The organism is Pigmentiphaga daeguensis, assembly GCF_039523035.1.
GTDB lineage: Bacteria > Pseudomonadota > Gammaproteobacteria > Burkholderiales > Burkholderiaceae_B > Pigmentiphaga > Pigmentiphaga daeguensis.
Genome location: NZ_BAAAEN010000020.1, coordinates 73,931 through 89,521, shown reverse-complemented (window position 1 = coordinate 89,521; position 15,591 = coordinate 73,931). Strand labels below are relative to the sequence as shown.

15 protein-coding genes are annotated in these 15,591 nt (G+C 67.8%); 10 read left to right on the top strand and 5 right to left on the bottom strand.

Going from position 1 to position 15,591, the window contains the following annotated elements; translation table 11 throughout:
- Positions 1-2 precede the first annotated feature (2 nt).
- The 5 genes from leuC to ABD104_RS21930 all read right to left on the bottom strand — a co-directional run bounded on the left by leuC (position 3) and on the right by ABD104_RS21930 (position 5,216).
- Positions 3-1,406, bottom strand: a complete 1,404-nt coding sequence (leuC, locus tag ABD104_RS21950; RefSeq protein ID WP_087839210.1) for a 3-isopropylmalate dehydratase large subunit — start codon at positions 1,404-1,406, stop codon at positions 3-5.
- A gap of 177 nt (positions 1,407-1,583) precedes the next feature.
- Positions 1,584-2,423: a M48 family metallopeptidase gene (locus tag ABD104_RS21945; RefSeq protein ID WP_371696101.1), complete on the bottom strand. Its 840-nt coding sequence runs from the start codon at positions 2,421-2,423 to the stop codon at positions 1,584-1,586.
- 61 nt (positions 2,424-2,484) lie between these two features.
- Positions 2,485-3,585: a chorismate synthase gene (aroC, locus tag ABD104_RS21940; RefSeq protein WP_087839209.1), complete on the bottom strand. Its 1,101-nt coding sequence runs from the start codon at positions 3,583-3,585 to the stop codon at positions 2,485-2,487.
- Positions 3,586-3,921: 336 nt separating this feature from the next.
- On the bottom strand, positions 3,922-4,386 hold the full coding sequence (locus ABD104_RS21935) for a CBS domain-containing protein (protein WP_176400758.1): 465 nt from the start codon (positions 4,384-4,386) through the stop codon (positions 3,922-3,924).
- 107 nt (positions 4,387-4,493) lie between these two features.
- Complete coding sequence (locus ABD104_RS21930; RefSeq protein WP_279815191.1) at positions 4,494-5,216, bottom strand: GntR family transcriptional regulator; 723 nt, start codon at positions 5,214-5,216, stop codon at positions 4,494-4,496.
- A gap of 125 nt (positions 5,217-5,341) precedes the next feature.
- Here ABD104_RS21930 and ABD104_RS21925 point away from each other — a divergent pair, with 125 nt between their 5' ends.
- The 10 genes from ABD104_RS21925 to ABD104_RS21880 all read left to right on the top strand — a co-directional run bounded on the left by ABD104_RS21925 (position 5,342) and on the right by ABD104_RS21880 (position 15,589).
- Positions 5,342-6,865 (top strand): isochorismatase family protein, encoded by a 1,524-nt coding sequence (locus ABD104_RS21925; RefSeq protein WP_343928186.1) that lies wholly within the window; start codon positions 5,342-5,344, stop codon positions 6,863-6,865.
- Positions 6,866-7,008: 143 nt separating this feature from the next.
- On the top strand, positions 7,009-8,109 hold the full coding sequence (locus ABD104_RS21920; protein ID WP_279815187.1) for an amidohydrolase family protein: 1,101 nt from the start codon (positions 7,009-7,011) through the stop codon (positions 8,107-8,109).
- Positions 8,110-8,199: 90 nt separating this feature from the next.
- Entirely contained in the window at positions 8,200-9,183 is a 984-nt protein-coding gene (locus tag ABD104_RS21915) for a Bug family tripartite tricarboxylate transporter substrate binding protein (RefSeq protein WP_087839206.1), read from the top strand.
- Between the two features lie 19 nt (positions 9,184-9,202).
- Positions 9,203-10,195, top strand: coding sequence for a substrate-binding domain-containing protein (locus ABD104_RS21910; RefSeq protein WP_343928185.1), 993 nt, complete (start codon positions 9,203-9,205; stop codon positions 10,193-10,195).
- On the top strand, positions 10,192-11,055 hold the full coding sequence (locus tag ABD104_RS21905) for an alpha/beta hydrolase (RefSeq protein WP_087839204.1): 864 nt from the start codon (positions 10,192-10,194) through the stop codon (positions 11,053-11,055). The genes ABD104_RS21910 and ABD104_RS21905 overlap by 4 nt, the downstream gene beginning before the upstream one ends.
- Positions 11,056-11,075: 20 nt before the next feature.
- A complete protein-coding gene (locus tag ABD104_RS21900) occupies positions 11,076-12,239 on the top strand; it encodes an ABC transporter substrate-binding protein (protein ID WP_279815185.1) in 1,164 nt (387 codons plus the stop codon).
- A gap of 14 nt (positions 12,240-12,253) precedes the next feature.
- Complete coding sequence (locus tag ABD104_RS21895) at positions 12,254-13,135, top strand: branched-chain amino acid ABC transporter permease (protein WP_087781085.1); 882 nt, start codon at positions 12,254-12,256, stop codon at positions 13,133-13,135.
- A complete protein-coding gene (locus tag ABD104_RS21890) occupies positions 13,132-14,118 on the top strand; it encodes a branched-chain amino acid ABC transporter permease (protein ID WP_087839202.1) in 987 nt (328 codons plus the stop codon). The genes ABD104_RS21895 and ABD104_RS21890 overlap by 4 nt, the downstream gene beginning before the upstream one ends.
- On the top strand, positions 14,115-14,873 hold the full coding sequence (locus ABD104_RS21885; protein ID WP_279815184.1) for an ABC transporter ATP-binding protein: 759 nt from the start codon (positions 14,115-14,117) through the stop codon (positions 14,871-14,873). Before ABD104_RS21890 ends, ABD104_RS21885 begins: the two co-directional genes overlap by 4 nt.
- Positions 14,870-15,589, top strand: a complete 720-nt coding sequence (locus ABD104_RS21880; protein WP_087839200.1) for an ABC transporter ATP-binding protein — start codon at positions 14,870-14,872, stop codon at positions 15,587-15,589. Before ABD104_RS21885 ends, ABD104_RS21880 begins: the two co-directional genes overlap by 4 nt.
- The last annotated feature ends 2 nt before the right edge of the window (positions 15,590-15,591 follow it).

Genomic DNA, 15,591 nt, shown 5'->3' with positions numbered 1-15,591 from the left:
CCTCAGTTGACCTTGCGGACGTCGACGAAATGACCGGCCACGGCGGCGGCCGCCGCCATCGCGGGGCTCACCAGGTGGGTGCGGCCGCCCGCGCCCTGCCGGCCCTCGAAATTGCGGTTCGAGGTCGAGGCGCAGCGCTCGCCCGGCTCGAGCCGGTCGTCGTTCATGGCCAGGCACATCGAGCAGCCGGGATCGCGCCATTCGAAGCCGGCCTCGATGAAGATCTTGTCCAGGCCTTCCTGCTCGGCCTGCGCCTTGACCAAGCCCGAACCGGGCACCGCCAGCGCCAGCTTGACGTTGGACGCGATGCGCTTGCCACGCAGCACCGCCGCGGCGGCACGGAAGTCCTCGATGCGCGAGTTGGTGCACGAGCCGATGAAGACCTTGTCGATCTTGATATCGGTGATCGGCATGTTGGCCGTCAGGCCCATGTACTCCAGCGCGCGGGCCACGCCGGAACGGCGGGTTTCGTCCTTCTCGCTGGCCGGATCCGGCACGTTCGCGCCCACCGGCAGCACCATCTCGGGCGACGTGCCCCAGGTCACCTGCGGCTGGATCTCGGCCGCGTCGATCTCGACCACGCGATCGAAATGCGCGCCTTCGTCCGAATGCAGCGTGTTCCAGTACGCCACGGCCTGGTCCCAGGCCTCGCCCTTGGGCGCGTAGGGACGGCCGCGGAAATACTCGATGGTCTTCTCGTCCACCGCCACCAGCCCGACGCGCGCGCCGGCCTCGATGGCCATGTTGCAGATGGTCATGCGCCCTTCCACGGACAGGTCGCGGATCGTGCTGCCGGCGAACTCGATGGCATGCCCCGTGCCGCCCGCCGTGCCGATCTTGCCGATCACGTGCAGGACCAGGTCCTTGGCGGTGCAGCCCGCGGGCAGCTTGCCTTCGACGCGCACCTGCATGTTCTTGTTCTTCTTGACCAGCAGCGTCTGCGTGGCCAGCGCGTGCTCGACCTCGGACGTGCCGATGCCGAAGGCCATCGCGGCCACGGCGCCGTGCGTGCTGGTGTGCGAATCGCCGCAGACGACGGTCATGCCCGGCAGCGTCGCGCCCTGCTCCGGCCCGATCACGTGCACGATGCCCTGGCGACGGTCGCCCATGTCGAACTCGACGATGCCGTAGTCCTGGCAGTTGGCATCCAGCGTGTCCACCTGCAGGCGCGAGACCGGATCGGCAATGCCCTTGTCACGATTGTGCGTGGGCACGTTGTGGTCGGCCACCGCCAGGTTGGCGCTGATGCGCCAGACCGGACGACCGGCCAGCTTCAGCCCTTCGAACGCCTGCGGGCTGGTCACTTCGTGGACCAGGTGGCGATCGATGTAGATCAGACAGGTACCGTCTTCTTCCTGATGGACGACGTGGGCGTCCCACAGCTTGTCGTAAAGGGTCTGAGGCATGAGATTCCGGCCAAAAAGTGAACGGGCTCATGAACAGCCGCGCGGCTCGGCGCCTCTCGGCGTCGCCCAGGCGCGAGGACCAGCCTCGACGGACCCGCTCAGGGATAGGGAACTCTTGATTGTATATTAAGCCCCCCCTACGCGCTTGCGCGCCCCGCCACGGCCGCCTTGAGGACGCTAGCGTCGGGCCTGCTGGTACAGCGGCAACACCTTCTCGGAAGCCTGCCGCAGGTCCGCGATGCGGGATTCGGCCGACGGGTGGGTGGACAGGATCTCGGGCGGCGCGGAGCCGCCCACCTGCCCCATCTTCGTCCACAGTGTCACCGCCGCCCGCGGGTCATACCCCGCCCGGGCCGCCAGCTCCACCCCCATCCGGTCCGCCTCCGTCTCGTGCAACCGGCTGTTCGGCAGCCCGAACATCACATTGGCCAGCGCCCCGCCCAGGTCAGAACTCGCCTGCGATCCGGTGATCGCCGCCAGCACGCTCAAGCCCATGCTCGTCGCCATCTGCTCCGACGCCCGCTCGCGCGCGTGCTCACGCAGCGCGTGCGCGATCTCGTGGCCCAGCACCGCCGCCAGTTCATCGTCCGTCGGTTTCACCGTATTGATCAGCCCGGTATAGACGGCGATCTTCCCGCCCGGCATGCACCAGGCGTTCACTTCCTTGTCGTCGATGACGTTGACTTCCCACTTCCACTTGGTCGCATCGGGCCGGAACACGCCCACCTGTGCGATCAGCCGCTGGGAAATCGTCCGCACCCGGGCGAGTTGAGAGGCGTTCGTGTTGAGCTGCCCCTTGCTGCGCGCCCCCGACAGCGTCTGCTGGTAGAGCTGGACGGCCTGCTGGTCGAGCTGCTGCTCGGACACCAGGCTGGACATGCGCTGCGTGCGGTCGATGCCTATCGTACCGCCCTGGGTGGTGTTGACCGACTCGCAGCCGGCCGCCGCCACCAGCGCCAGGGCCGCCGCGGCCATCGCGGCGCGGCGCAAGACAGGAGAACGTTGGGTTTTTTTCATGCTGCCCCCGAGACAAGAACGCCAAGGCGGCAATTTTGCCCCAAAACCCCTGTTACTTTCTTTATCCGCGCGCCAGGCCCAGCCGGGGGGTTTCGACCGACACGTCGGCGCATTGCGCGCGGTGGCGCAGCGCATGGTCGGCCAGCACCAGGGCCAGCAGCGCCTCGGCGATGGGCGTGGCGCGGATGCCCACGCAGGGGTCGTGGCGCCCGTGGGTCTCGACCACGGTGGGCGCGCCCAGCTTGTCGATGGACCGGCGGGGGCTGCGGATGCTGGAGGTGGGCTTGATGCCCAGCGACACCGTGATCGGCTGGCCGGTGGAGATGCCGCCCAGGATGCCGCCGGCGTTGTTCGACAGGAAACCCTCCGGCGCCAGTTCGTCGCCATGCTCGGTGCCGCGCTGCTCGACGCTGTGGAAACCGGCTCCGATCTCGACCGCCTTCACCGCGTTCAGGCCCATCATGGCATAGGCGATGTCGGCATCCAGGCGGCCGTACACGGGCTCGCCCAGGCCCACCGGCACGTTCTCGGCCACCACCTCGATGCGCGCGCCCACCGAGTCGCCGTCGCGCCGCAACTGGTCCATGTAGGCCTCGAGCTCGGCCACGCGGCTGTTGCCGGCCGCATAGAAGGGATTGGTGTGGACCGCGTCCCAGTCCTCGAACGGGATCTGGATGTCGCCCAGTTGGCTCATGTAGCCGCGCACCCGCACGCCGTAGCGTTCGGCCAGCCACTTCTTGGCCACCGCCCCGGCGGCTACCGTGGGTGCCGTCAGGCGGGCCGATGAACGGCCGCCACCACGGGGATCGCGGATGCCGAACTTGTGCCAATAGGTGTAGTCGGCATGCCCGGGGCGGAAGGTTTCCGCGATGTTGCTGTAGTCCTTGCTGCGCGCGTCCTGGTTGCGGATCAGCAGCGCGATCGGGGTGCCGGTGGTCTTGCCCTCGTACACGCCGGACAGGATCTCGACCTGGTCGGGTTCCTGCCGCTGGGTGACGTGGCGCGACGTGCCGGGACGCCGGCGGTCCAGCTCGACCTGGATATCGGCCTCGGCCAGCGCCATCCCGGGCGGGCAGCCGTCGATCACACAGCCGACGGCAGGTCCGTGGGATTCACCGAAATTGGTGACGCAAAAAAGCTCTCCGAGGGTGCTGCCAGGCATGAAATCTGGACTCCGATAGGGACGCCGTATTGTACCCCTCGATTGTAGCCCTGAAGGGAAGCCCACCCTGAAGGGAAGCCCACCCCCTACCCGCTTGCGCGGGCCCCCTCGAGGGGGCGATGCGGGTGGACCGGCAAAGCCGGATCCACCGCATCCTTGGTCTAGCGCTCGCTTCTTGGACTGGAGCACCGTTGCTACCGCTGGCAGCCAGCGAAGCACGGTTGCCGCAATCCAAGAAGCTAGCGCTAGACCCAGGAAACCGCGGATCTGGCTCCGCCAGTCCGCCGGTTTCGCCCCCTGGGGGGCGCGCGTAAGCGCGTAGGGGGGGATTCTTCCCTACAGCGTTCCTTCGGTCTCGCGCTGCTCGCCGGGCCAGTCGCGGATGTAGGCCTTGAGCATGCGGTTCTCGAAGCCCTGGGCCTCGAGCACGGCCTTGGCGACGTCGTAGAACGAGATCACCCCCAGCAGCATGCGGCCGTCCATGACGGGGATGTAGCGGGCGTGCTTGTCGAGCATCAGGCGCCGCACCTCGTTGACTTCGGTGTTGGGCGATACCGTGACCGGCGCGTCGTCCATGATCGACCGGATGGTGGTAGTGCCCAGGGAGCCGCCGTTGGCCTGCAGGTGCCGGATGATTTCGCGGAAGGTGAGCATGCCCACCAGTTCGCCGAACTCCATGATGACCAGCGAGCCGATGTCCTGCAGGGCCATCGTATCGACGACCTGCGCGACGGGGGTATCGGGGCTGGCGGTATAAAGCGCGTCGCCCTTGACGCGCAGGATTTCACTGACTTTGATCATGACGGCCTCCTGAGCCACGCACGCCGGTTCTGTTTATGGGGCGGAACTGAAAATATATCGGCTCGTGCATGGCCATGTAGCTATCCTAGCGCGCCTCGAAAAGCGCTTCAACTCGCCGCCGCCACGCCGCCCGCATCCAGCGCCGCCAGGATGTTTCGAGCTGTTCGCTCGATGTGCTCGGCCAGGATCTCCGCGGCCAGGTCCTCCTTGCGGTCCAGCGTCGCGTCCACCAGCGAACGGTGCTCCTGGGCAACGTCGCGATCGAAGGGCTTGTACGCCAGAAACAGGCGCCGGTAGCGCGCGCTGAAATGCTGGAGCGAATCGCACACCATCAGGGCCAGCGGCATGCGGCAGGCCGCCAGCAGCGCCAGGTGGAATTCGCGGTGATGCGCCTCCCACTCGTCGACGCCCCCGCCGTCCTTCTGTTCGGGACGCTCGTAGCGCGACAGCCGGTGGTGGGTCAGGACGATGCCGTCCTCCCAGTCCCGGTTGCCGTGCCGGATCGATTCGCGCAAGGCCATGGGTTCGAGCGTGGACTGCAGCTTCGCGACCTCGAGCAGGTTCTCGCGCGACACCGGCGCGACCTTGAACCCTTTCTTGTCTTCGTTGACCACGAAGCCCTCGGTGGCCAGCCTGGCCAGGGCTTCGCGCAGCGGGGAAAGGCTGACGCCGAAGTCCCCCTTGAGTTCTTCGATGGAAAGCCTGGCACCTGGAGGACGCCTGCCGGAAACGATGTCGTTGCGTAACCGGGTCGCAATCGTGCTTGCGAAATTCTGCCCCGTGCTCGGAGCCGGCTGCCCAGCCGGCAAGACCGATGCCAGTTTCATCATGCCCCTCGTCTTTTGATTCATCGTAACACGCGGCCCAAATCATCTTTCTATTGACAGATAATCGATTATTCCTAAAAATAACTCAAAAATCGAAAATAAAAAAATCATCGATTATGGAGAAGGAATTGAAAGCCGACGCCTATCGCGATTTATCGGATGCGCAGCCCCTCCTTTCCCTGGCGGCCCGGGTGGACGTTTCCCACACCGCGCTGCTCGTGATCGATATGCAGAACGACTTCTGCGCCCCCGGCGGCTACGTCGAGCGAGTCATCGGCAAGGACATCGCCGCCTGCGGGGCCATCGTGCCCCGGCTCCGGTCGCTGGTCGACACCGCCCGGGAACGCGGCGTCCCGGTCTTCTGGCTGCGCGCCTGCTACCGGCCTGACCTGCTGCCCGCATCCATGCGCACCAAGCTGGCCGAGCAAGGCATCACCGAAGTCTGCTGCGACCGCGACACCTGGGGCTACGACTGGTACGGCGTCCAACCCCTGTCCGGCGAACCGGTACTGGAAAAACACAGCTACGACGGCTTCGTCGGCACCACGCTCGAACACGAGCTGCGCGCCCGCGGCATCCGCACCCTGGTCTTCGCGGGCGTCCAGACCAACATCTGCGTCGAAGCCACGCTGCGGCACGCGAACGCCCTGGGGTTCCATTGCGTCGTGCCCGAGGACTGCGTGGCCTCGCACACGCAGCCCGCGCACGATGCCACGCTGAACAACGTCCGTTTCCTGCTGGGCGACGTGACCCGGCTGGACGACCTCACGCCGCATTGGAAGACGCCGTCCGCGCGCGTCTACCTGGACTACACGCAGGAAGAACTGGATCGCGCCTATGACCAGCGCGCCTGGGCCGACAACCGGGACGCCATGCTGGCCTGGTACGCGCAGGCCAGCGCCGGCGCCCGCGAGGAATATCCGCACCACCGGCACGTTCCCTATGGCCCGGGCCCCCACGAGACCCTGGACATCTTTCCGGCGCAGCGGCAAGGCGCGCCCATCCACGTCCATGTGCACGGCGGCGGTTGGCGCAATCTGAGCAAGGACGACGAGTCCTTCCTGGCCCGCACCGTGGTTCCCGCGGGCGGCGTGCTGGTGGTGCTGGACTTTTCGCTGATACCCGAGGTGCGCCTGCCCGAGATGATCGCCCAGACCCGCCGCGCGCTGGCCTGGGTCCGGGCCAAGGCCGCCCGCTTCGGCGGCGACCCGGACCGCATCCACCTGTCGGGCCACTCGTCCGGCGCGCACATGGCCGCGGTCCTGGCCACCACCGACTGGGAATCCCTGCACCTGCCCGCCGACCTGGTCAAGAGCGCGCTGCTGATCAGCGGCATGTACGACCTGCATCCCGTGATGCTCAGCTTCCGCAGCGGCTACGTCAAACTCCAGCCGGACGAGATCGAGCGCTACAGCCCGATCCGGCACCTGTCCCGCCTGAACTGCCCGGCGGTCGTCGCGATCGGCGACCGCGAAAGTCCCGAATTCCAGCGGCAGGCGCGCGACTTCGTCCGCGCCGCGCAGGAACAGGACAGGCAGGTGGAATTGATGCAGTTGCCCGCCACGAATCACTACGAAATCGTGACCCACCTGAACGCCCCCGACTCCGCCCTTTCCCAGGCCGCGCTGCGGCTGATGGGCCTGTCGGGTTGAATGCCGCCACCGCGAAGGAGGAACTTGCCCACCCACTGACCCAGTAGCCCTGCTGCTTTCCCCATCATTACGTGAAAGGACTGAACATGCTTGAAGGATTCAAGATTTATGATGCAGATGCCCACGTTCTAATGACCCCGGAAATGTGGGAAACCCTTCCCAAACAGTACTGGCTGCGGCGTCCGCGGCCAGTCAAGTTCGGCGACGGCCACGAGCTCGGCAACTGGGGCACGGCATGGCTGGTGGACGGCCGCATCGAGCCGCACCCGTTCGGACCCGGCACCCACGCCGCCAACACCCCCGGCATGGTGCTGGAGGAATACGGCGCCAACCGCGCCCGGGCCGGCGACTTCACCGCCTTCTCCCTGCCCGTCGGCTGTGTCACGCTGGGCGACGTCGCCGACCGGCTCACCGCGATGGACAAACTGGGCATCGACGTCCAGGTCCTGTTCCCCAGCACGATATACGCCACCATCGCCGCGGACGCGACGCTGGAAGGCGAACTCTTCCGGGCCTACAACCGCTACATCGGCACGCGCTGCCGCGACGCGGCCAAGCGTCTGCGCTGGGTCGGCCTGCTGCCCATGCGGGACGCCGAGCAGGCCCGGCTGGCCATGAAAGAAATGGTCGCCATGGGCGCGGCCGCCGCCGTGGTGTTCGGGACCGTGGGCGACCGCATGCTGTCGCACCCGAGCTTCGAGCCGATCTGGAACGAGTTCTCGCGCACCGGGCTGCCCCTGTGCGTGCACATGGCCATGAGCTTCCCGCCGCTGGCCCAGCTGTGCGAGTCGATCCAGGACGCCAACATGATCGGCAAGGCCATGCCCGCGCAACTGGCCTTCATGGCCATGGCCGGCCACGGCATGCTGGACAAGTATCCCAGCCTGAAGGTCGCGTTCCTGGAGTTCGGCGGCGAATGGATCTTCTATTCGGTGGGGCGCATGAAGCAGTACGCCGAGGTCAACAAGGGCCGGATGGCCGACCCCAGCATGCTGCCCAAGAGCGAAGTGGACGACCTGGTCAAGTCGGGCCGCATCTACCTCGGCCCCGAATCCAGCGACGCCATGCTGGCGCACGAGCTCAAGCTGCTGGGCGATGGCCAGCTTCTCTATTCCTCGGATTTCCCCCATGGCGAAGGGCGGGACAACGCCGCGATGGAGATCATCGAGCGCCAGGACCTCACCAAGGAGCAGAAGCGCAAGTTCCTGTACGACAACGCCGCCAACTTCTACGGGGAGCCCTGATACACGGAGCGAAAGGCGCGGCGCGCCGCCAGGCATCCGGCCTGCGGCGCGCCCACCGGTAAGGAGAAACGTCACTCCAGGAGAGATTCCATGAAGCCGTTCCACCATCGCCTTGCCCGATATTCCCTCGTGCTGCTGCCCCTGGCCGCCCATGGCGCGGCCTGGGCGCAAAACAATGCCTATCCGTCCCGGCCCATACGCATCGTGAATCCCTACGGGGCAGGTGGGCTGGGAGACGTCAGCTTCCGCCTGATCGCGCCGCTGATGGAAAAGCAGCTCGGGCAGCCGCTCGTCATCGAGAACAAGCCCGGCGCCTCCGGCAACCTGGGCGCCGCGGACGTGGCGCGCGCCGCCCCGGACGGCTATACGCTGCTGCTGGGTGCCGTGAACAATTTCGCGACGAACCAGTATCTCTACCGCGACATGACCTTCGATCCGCTGACGGCGTTCGATCCCATCGCGCTGATCAGCAACGCGCCCACGATCGTCGTCGTCAATCCCGCCGTGCCGGCCCGCAGCCTGCGCGAACTGGCCGCCTACGCGAAGGAGCGGCCGGGCAAGGTGAACTTCGGCTCGCCGGGCATCGGCACCCCGCCCCATCTCGCAGCCGAGTTCTTCGCGAACCTGGCCAACGTCTCGATGACCCATGTCCCGTTCAATGGCTCGCCCCCCGTCGTGCTCGCCCTGCTGCGCAACGATGTCAACGTCGCCTTCTACACCGCCGGCCCCATCGCGGGCCCGCTCAAGGCCGGCACGATCCAGCCCATCGCGGTCGCGGCCAGCGAACGGCTCGACATCCTGCCCAACGTGCCGACCACCGCGGAAGCGGGCTTCGGCGCCCTGCAGACGGGCAGCTGGATAGGGCTGGCCGCGCCCAAGGGCACGGATCCCGCCGTGCTGGACAAGCTCAACGCGGCCGTCCGGCAGGCGCTGGCCGACCCGGAGGTGCGCAAGCGCTATGCGGAGATGGGCATGCTGACCGGCAATACCAGCCGCGCGCAGTTCTCGTCGCTGATCGACGCCGAGGCGACCCGGTGGAAGAAAGTGATCGCCGACGCGGGGATCGCGAAATGATCCTGGGCAGGCTCAGACCATGCTGACGCTGACGCTTGCCTGCGCCGCCTATGACCGAACGCGGCCGCTGATCGACGGGCGGGTCGCCATCGAAGGCGTCGAACTGCGGGCGACGACGCTGCACCCCGAGGCCGCCTTCGCGCGCGCGAAGGCGCCCGAGTTCGACCTGACCGAGCTGTCCTTGAGCGGCTACCTGCGCTCGCTGGATGCCGGGAAGCCGACCTATGTCGCGCTGCCGGTCTTTCCCTCGCGGGCCTTTCGCCACAGCGGCATCTATGTCCATGCGGGCCGCGGCATCCGCTCGCCGGCCGACCTGCGCGGCAGGACCATCGGAACGCCGGACTACAAGACGACGGCCAACGTCTGGATCCGGGCTTTCCTGGCCCACGACCACGGCGTCCAGCCCCACGAAATGCAGTGGATGGAGGCCGCCATGGAAGCGGGCGAACCGGGGCCGGCCACCGCCACCACCGTCCCGGGCGTCTCCATCCTGGCCGTGCCGGACCAGGACTTGTCCGGCATGCTGGCCCGTGGAGAGATCGACGCGGTCGTCGGCGCCAAAGTGCCGTCCTGCTTCGGCCCCGGGCAGGACGACGTGGCCCGGTTGTTCCCCGATCATCAACGGGTCGAGCAGGACTACTACCGGCGCACCGGCTTCTTTCCCATCATGCATGTGCTGGGACTACGGCGCGACCTGCACGAGCGCCATCCCTGGCTGGCCCAGGCGATCTGCCAAGGCTTCGAGGCCGCCCGGCGCATGGCGCTCCAGGACCTCCGGGACGTCTGCCAGCTGGCCGCCACCCTGCCCTGGGTCGTGGCGGAATACCAGCGCACGGTGGACCTGATGGGCGAGGACTACTGGCCGTACGGCCTGGATGCCAACCGGGAGGTGCTGCAGGCCTTCGCGCGCTACCACTTCCAGCAGGGCTTGTCCGCCCGGCTGCACAGCCCCGGCGATTGGCTCGCCCCCGCGAATTTTTCTTCGAACCGCGTCACCACGAGATCCGCATGAACGAACGCCCCGCACTCTACGACATCGAGGCCACGGTCCCCGATTTCCGCACCCACCTGCAGCGCTACGCCGAAGCCAGCCGGCTCACGCGCGAGCGACGGCCGACCCGGCTCGACCTTGCCTACGGCGAAGGAGCCGCGCACACGCTGGACGTCTATCTGGCGGACGCTCCCCACGCGCCCGTGGTGATCTACCTGCACGGCGGCGCCTGGAAGGGATCGAGCAAATCGGACCGCGGCTTTCCCGCCGATACCTTCGGGCCGGCGGGCGCCATCTGGGTCTCCATGGAATATCCCCTGGCGCCTGCCGCGAGCGTGGACGACATGGTCGCGGCGGTACGCAAGGGCGTGGCCTGGGTCCATCGCCACGCGGCCTCCTTCGGCGGCGATCCCGGCCGCATCTTCCTTTGCGGCAACTCCGCGGGCGGCCATCTGGCCGGCATGGCGGCGGCCACCGACTGGGCGGCGCACGGCCTGCCGGCCGACCTCGTCAAGGGCATCACGACGGTAAGCGGTATCTTCGACATGCGGCCCATGGCCCGATCGCTGATGAACGAGTGGTTGCGCCTGGATGCGGAAAGCGCCGCGCGCAACAGCCCTCTCCTGCACCTGCCTCGCGTGGCCTGTCCCCTGGTCTGCGCCGTGGGGGAAAAGGAGTTGCCCGAATTCGTCGAGCAGTCCGCCGGCTATGCGCGGGCATGGGCCGCCGCGGGCTACCCCTCGCGCTTCATGCCCATGCCGGGCCATGACCATTTTTCCATCATCGACGAGCTCAACCGGCCCGACGGCCCGCTGCTGGCGGCGATGTTCGAACAGATCGGCCTTCGCAACCGCGGCGCCGCTTCCCGCGCCCACACCTGAATAAAGGAGTAGCCCGAATCATGAAACTGCGTCTTCGCTCTTGCCTCGCATCATGCGCCCTGGCCGCCGCGGCCGCGCACGGCCCTGCGCATGCCGCCGACAAGCCCTTGAAGATCGGCGTCGTCACCGAGTTCTCCGGCACCTATGCCTCCGCCGGGCAGTCCATCGAAAGCGCGATGCGCGCCTACATGAAGCTCAACGGCGACACCGTGGCTGGCCGCAAGGTCGAGCTCATCCTGCGCGACACCGGCGGCATCTCGCCCGAGAACGCGCGCCGCTACGCGCAGGAACTGGTCACCCGCGACAAGGTCGACGCGCTGGTGGGCTTCAACTTCACCCCCAACGCGCTGGCCGCCGCGCCCATCGCCACCGCGGCCAAGACGCCGATGATCGCGCTCGCGGCCACGGCCATCGTCACCGAGAAATCCCCCTATATCGTGCGCACCGCATTCACGCTCGGACAGACGTCGGCGCCCATGGCCACCTGGGCGGCCAGGAACGGCATCAAGCGCGTATTCTCGCTGGTGTCCGACTACGGCCCCGGGCACGACGCCGCGCAGGCCTTCAAGGATGCGTTCACCGCCGCCGGCGGCCAGATGGCGGGCGAAATACGCATGCCCGTCAGCAGCATGGAATTCGCGCCCTTCCTGCAACGGGCCCGCGACGCGCGCGCCGACGCCATCTTCGTGTTCGTGCCGGGCAGCGAAGCCGCCATCGCCTTCATGAAGGCGTACAACGAACGCGGTTTCAAGCAAGCGGGCATTCGCCTGATCGGCACGGGCGACCTGGTCGACGACGACTCGCTGCCGGCCATCGGCGACGTCGCGCTGGATACCGTCACCGCCCACCACTACTCGGCCGCGCACGACTCCGACCTGAACCGCGCCTTCGTCAAGGCGGTCCAGGATCAGGGACGCAAGCGGCCCAACTTCATCGGAGTGGGCGCCTATGACGCCATGGCCGTCATCTACGCCGCGGTCAAGAAAACCGGCGGCGATACCGACGGCGACAAGCTCATCGCCGCGATGAAAGGGCTCAAGCTCGACAGCCCGCGCGGTCCGATCTCGATCGACCCCGCCACGCGCGACATCGTGCAAGACATCTACATCCGCAAAGTCCAGAAGGTCGGAGGCGAGCTCTACAACGTCGAGTTCGACAAGATCGAGGCCGTCAAGGCCCGCTAGCCAAAGGAGTCCGCATGCTGACCGACTTCGTCGGCGTGATCATCGATGGAACGTCGTACGGCGCCATGCTGTTCGTGATCGCGCTCGGATTGTCCATCACGCTGGGGTTGATGGGTTTCGTCAACCTCGCGCACACCGCCGTCGCCATGTTCGGCGGCTATTTCCTCGTCACGCTGGTCAACCAGTTGGCCTGGCCGTTCTTCGCGTCGGTGGCGGTGGTCGTGGCGGCGATCGCCCTGGCCAGCCTGGTGCTGGAACGCGTGGTCTATGCGCCCTTTTATCGCGCCACGGCGCTCGACCAGAGCCTCCTGACCTTCGGCCTGATGCTGATGGCCGGCGGCATCGTCCACTATTTCTGGGGGCCGTCGCAACAGGCGGTGCGGGTGCCCGAGTACCTGGACGGCCGCTGGTACCTGGGCGATCTCAGCGTCTCCAAGTACCGGCTGATGCTGCTCGGCACGGGCCTGGCCCTGCTCGCCCTGCTGAACTGGGGACTCGACTCGACCCGCCTGGGCGCGATGATCCGCGCCTCGGTCGACAACCAGCGCATCGCGGCCGCGATGGGCATACCGGTCAAGCGTGTATTCATGATCGCCTTCGCGATCGGCAGCGGGCTTGCGGCGCTGGGCGGCGCGCTCGGGGCCGAGGTGCTGGGCCTGGATCCGGCCTTCGCCACGCGCACGCTGGTGCTGTGCCTGCTCGTGGTGGTGCTGGGCGGCGCCGGCTCGGTCAACGGCACCTTCTTCGCCGCCATGCTGCTGGGCATCTGCGACATCGGCAGCAAATACTACGTCCCCGAGTTCGGGGCCTTCATGATCTACGTGCTCATGGCGCTGGTCCTGCTGTACCGGCCGCAAGGCCTCTACAGCCTCTTCGCGCGCAGGAGGGCCGCATGAACGGCAGCCCGCTGCGCCCCCTGCTGGACCGCTCGCGCTGGCGCGTGCCCGAGCTCGTGTTCTGGACGCTCGTCGTCGCGGCCTTCTTCGTCTTTCCCGATCACCGCAGCCTGGGCGCGCAAGTACTGGTAACCGGCATCTTCGCGCTGTCGCTCGACATGCTGCTGGGCTACGCGGGCATCGTCACCCTGGGACATGCCGCGTTCTTCGGCGTGGGCGCGTTCACCGCCGGCTGGCTCGGCAAGTACGGCTGGCACGAACCGGTCTCGGCGCTGGCCATCGCCGCCGCCGTCACGGCATGCGCGGGCGCGCTCGGCAGCCGGCTGGTCGTGCGGGGCACCGACCTGAGCCGGCTCATGGTGACGCTGGCCATCGGCCTCGTGCTGTACGAGGCCGCCAACAAGGCCACCGCGATCACCGGCGGCATCGATGGCCTGCAAGGCATCGAGTTCGCGCCGCTGCTCGGCCTCTTCCCGTTCGACCTCATGGGATCGACCGCCTACGCATACGCGGCCATCGTAGCCTTCGTCACGCTCTACCTCGTGCGCAGGCTGGTCAATTCGCCCTATGGCCTGTCCCTGCATGCCACGCGCATGAACCGCCGGCGCGCGCTGGCCGTGGGCATCGACGACGGCCGCACCCTGGCGATCTCCTACGTCGCCTCGGCGGCGGTGGCGGGCGTCGCGGGCGCGCTGACGACGCAGATCACGCAGTTCATCACCATCGATGCGCTCGGTTTCGGGCGGTCGGCCGACATCCTGATCATCGCCGCGCTGGGCGGCGTGGGCTACCTGTACGGCGGCTTCATCGGCGCGCTGGTATTCGTCGTGGGCCGCGACCTGCTGTCCGGCATCAGCCCCGCCTACTGGCATTTCTGGCTGGGCCTGCTGCTGGTGCTCACCATCTTCTTTGCCCGCGGCGGCATCATGGGCACCGCCGCGCGGCTGGCCCGGCGCCTGGCGCACAAGGAGGCGCAACAATGATACAGACCGTCGACCTGTGCAAGCGCTTCGGCGCGCTGGTGGCGACCGACCATGTGAACCTGTCGCTCGCTCCCGGCGACCGGCATGCGCTGATCGGCCCGAACGGCGCGGGCAAGACGACCTTCATCAACCTGCTGACCGGCATGCTGCGCCCGACCTCGGGCCGCGTCCTGCTGGACGGCGCGGACGTGACCGCGGCGCCGCCCGACAAACGGGTGGACCTGGGGCTGGTGCGCACCTTCCAGATCAATACGCTGTTCCTGGACATGACCGTGCTGGAGGCGGTCACGCTGGTCGTGCTGGCGCGCACCGGAGCCGTCCGCTCGCTGTTCGGGTCGCTGCGCCGGCATGAGCCGGCGGCCGGCGAGGCCTGGGAACTGCTCGAGCGCATCGGCCTGGCGCAGGACGCGCACCGGCCTGCCCGGCAGCTCGCCTACGGCAGGCAGCGGCTGGTGGAAATCGCGCTCGCGCTGGCGCGCAAGCCCAAGGTGCTGCTGCTGGACGAACCGGCTGCCGGCGTCTCGGCGGCCGACAGCCGCCATGTCTTCGCGGTCCTGGATCGACTGCCCCAGGACATCGCCATCCTTCTGATCGAACACGACATGAACCTCGTCTTCCGCTTCGCGCAGCGCATTTCGGTGCTCGTCGCCGGCCGCCTCATCGCCACCGGGCTACCCGGCGACATCGCCCGCGACCCCCGCGTGCGCGAGGCCTATCTCGGCCAGGCGGCCCCCCTGGAGGCGGCATCCGCATGAATGCGACGGACAGCCTGCTGCAACTGGAGCACGTGCGCGCCGGCTACGGCGACGCGATGGTGCTGGACGATCTCTCGTTCTGCCTGGGCGCCGGCGACAGCCTGGCGGTGCTCGGACGCAATGGCGTGGGCAAGACCACCCTGCTCGAAACCCTGATGGGCAACACGCGCCTGACGGGCGGGCGCATTCTCTGGCAGGGCCGCGACATCGCCAGGCTGGACGCCTGCCAGCGGTCTCGCGCCGGCCTGGGCTGGGTGCCGCAGGAGCGCGAGGTGTTCGCGTCGCTGACCGTCGAGGAGAACCTGACCGTGGTCGCATGCCGCGGCCCATGGACGCTGGACCGGGTCTACGGCCTGTTCCCGCGGCTGCGCGAGCGGCGCGCCAACCTGGGCAACGAGCTGTCCGGCGGAGAACAACAGATGCTGGCCGTGGGCCGCGCGCTCATGACCAACCCGCGCCTGCTCCTGCTGGACGAACCCATGGAGGGCCTGGCGCCCATCGTCGTCGAGGAGCTTGGCGCCGCCATCATCGCGCTGCACACGCAGGAAGGCATGACCACGATCGTGGTCGAGCAGCATCCGGTCATCGCCCTGGCCATGGCCTCGACCGCCATCATCCTGGACCGCGGCCGCATCGTGCATCAGTCCTCGAGCGCGGCGCTGCGGGCATCGCCCGAGACGCTCGACCGCTGGCTCAACGTTGCCGCGGCCGAATGAAC

What these genes read in the sequence shown, in the direction of transcription:
- leuC (WP_087839210.1), bottom strand. Translation starts at nt 1,406, where the DNA reads ATGCCTCAGACCCTTTACGACAAGCTGTGGGACGCCCACGTCGTCCAT.
- ABD104_RS21945 (WP_371696101.1), bottom strand. Translation starts at nt 2,423, where the DNA reads ATGAAAAAAACCCAACGTTCTCCTGTCTTGCGCCGCGCCGCGATGGCC.
- aroC (WP_087839209.1), bottom strand. Translation starts at nt 3,585, where the DNA reads ATGCCTGGCAGCACCCTCGGAGAGCTTTTTTGCGTCACCAATTTCGGT.
- ABD104_RS21935 (WP_176400758.1), bottom strand. Translation starts at nt 4,386, where the DNA reads ATGATCAAAGTCAGTGAAATCCTGCGCGTCAAGGGCGACGCGCTTTAT.
- ABD104_RS21930 (WP_279815191.1), bottom strand. Translation starts at nt 5,216, where the DNA reads ATGATGAAACTGGCATCGGTCTTGCCGGCTGGGCAGCCGGCTCCGAGC.
- ABD104_RS21920 (WP_279815187.1), top strand. Translation starts at nt 7,009, where the DNA reads ATGTGGGAAACCCTTCCCAAACAGTACTGGCTGCGGCGTCCGCGGCCA.
- ABD104_RS21915 (WP_087839206.1), top strand. Translation starts at nt 8,200, where the DNA reads ATGAAGCCGTTCCACCATCGCCTTGCCCGATATTCCCTCGTGCTGCTG.
- ABD104_RS21910 (WP_343928185.1), top strand. Translation starts at nt 9,203, where the DNA reads ATGCTGACGCTGACGCTTGCCTGCGCCGCCTATGACCGAACGCGGCCG.
- ABD104_RS21905 (WP_087839204.1), top strand. Translation starts at nt 10,192, where the DNA reads ATGAACGAACGCCCCGCACTCTACGACATCGAGGCCACGGTCCCCGAT.
- ABD104_RS21900 (WP_279815185.1), top strand. Translation starts at nt 11,076, where the DNA reads ATGAAACTGCGTCTTCGCTCTTGCCTCGCATCATGCGCCCTGGCCGCC.
- ABD104_RS21895 (WP_087781085.1), top strand. Translation starts at nt 12,254, where the DNA reads ATGCTGACCGACTTCGTCGGCGTGATCATCGATGGAACGTCGTACGGC.
- ABD104_RS21890 (WP_087839202.1), top strand. Translation starts at nt 13,132, where the DNA reads ATGAACGGCAGCCCGCTGCGCCCCCTGCTGGACCGCTCGCGCTGGCGC.
- ABD104_RS21885 (WP_279815184.1), top strand. Translation starts at nt 14,115, where the DNA reads ATGATACAGACCGTCGACCTGTGCAAGCGCTTCGGCGCGCTGGTGGCG.
- ABD104_RS21880 (WP_087839200.1), top strand. Translation starts at nt 14,870, where the DNA reads ATGAATGCGACGGACAGCCTGCTGCAACTGGAGCACGTGCGCGCCGGC.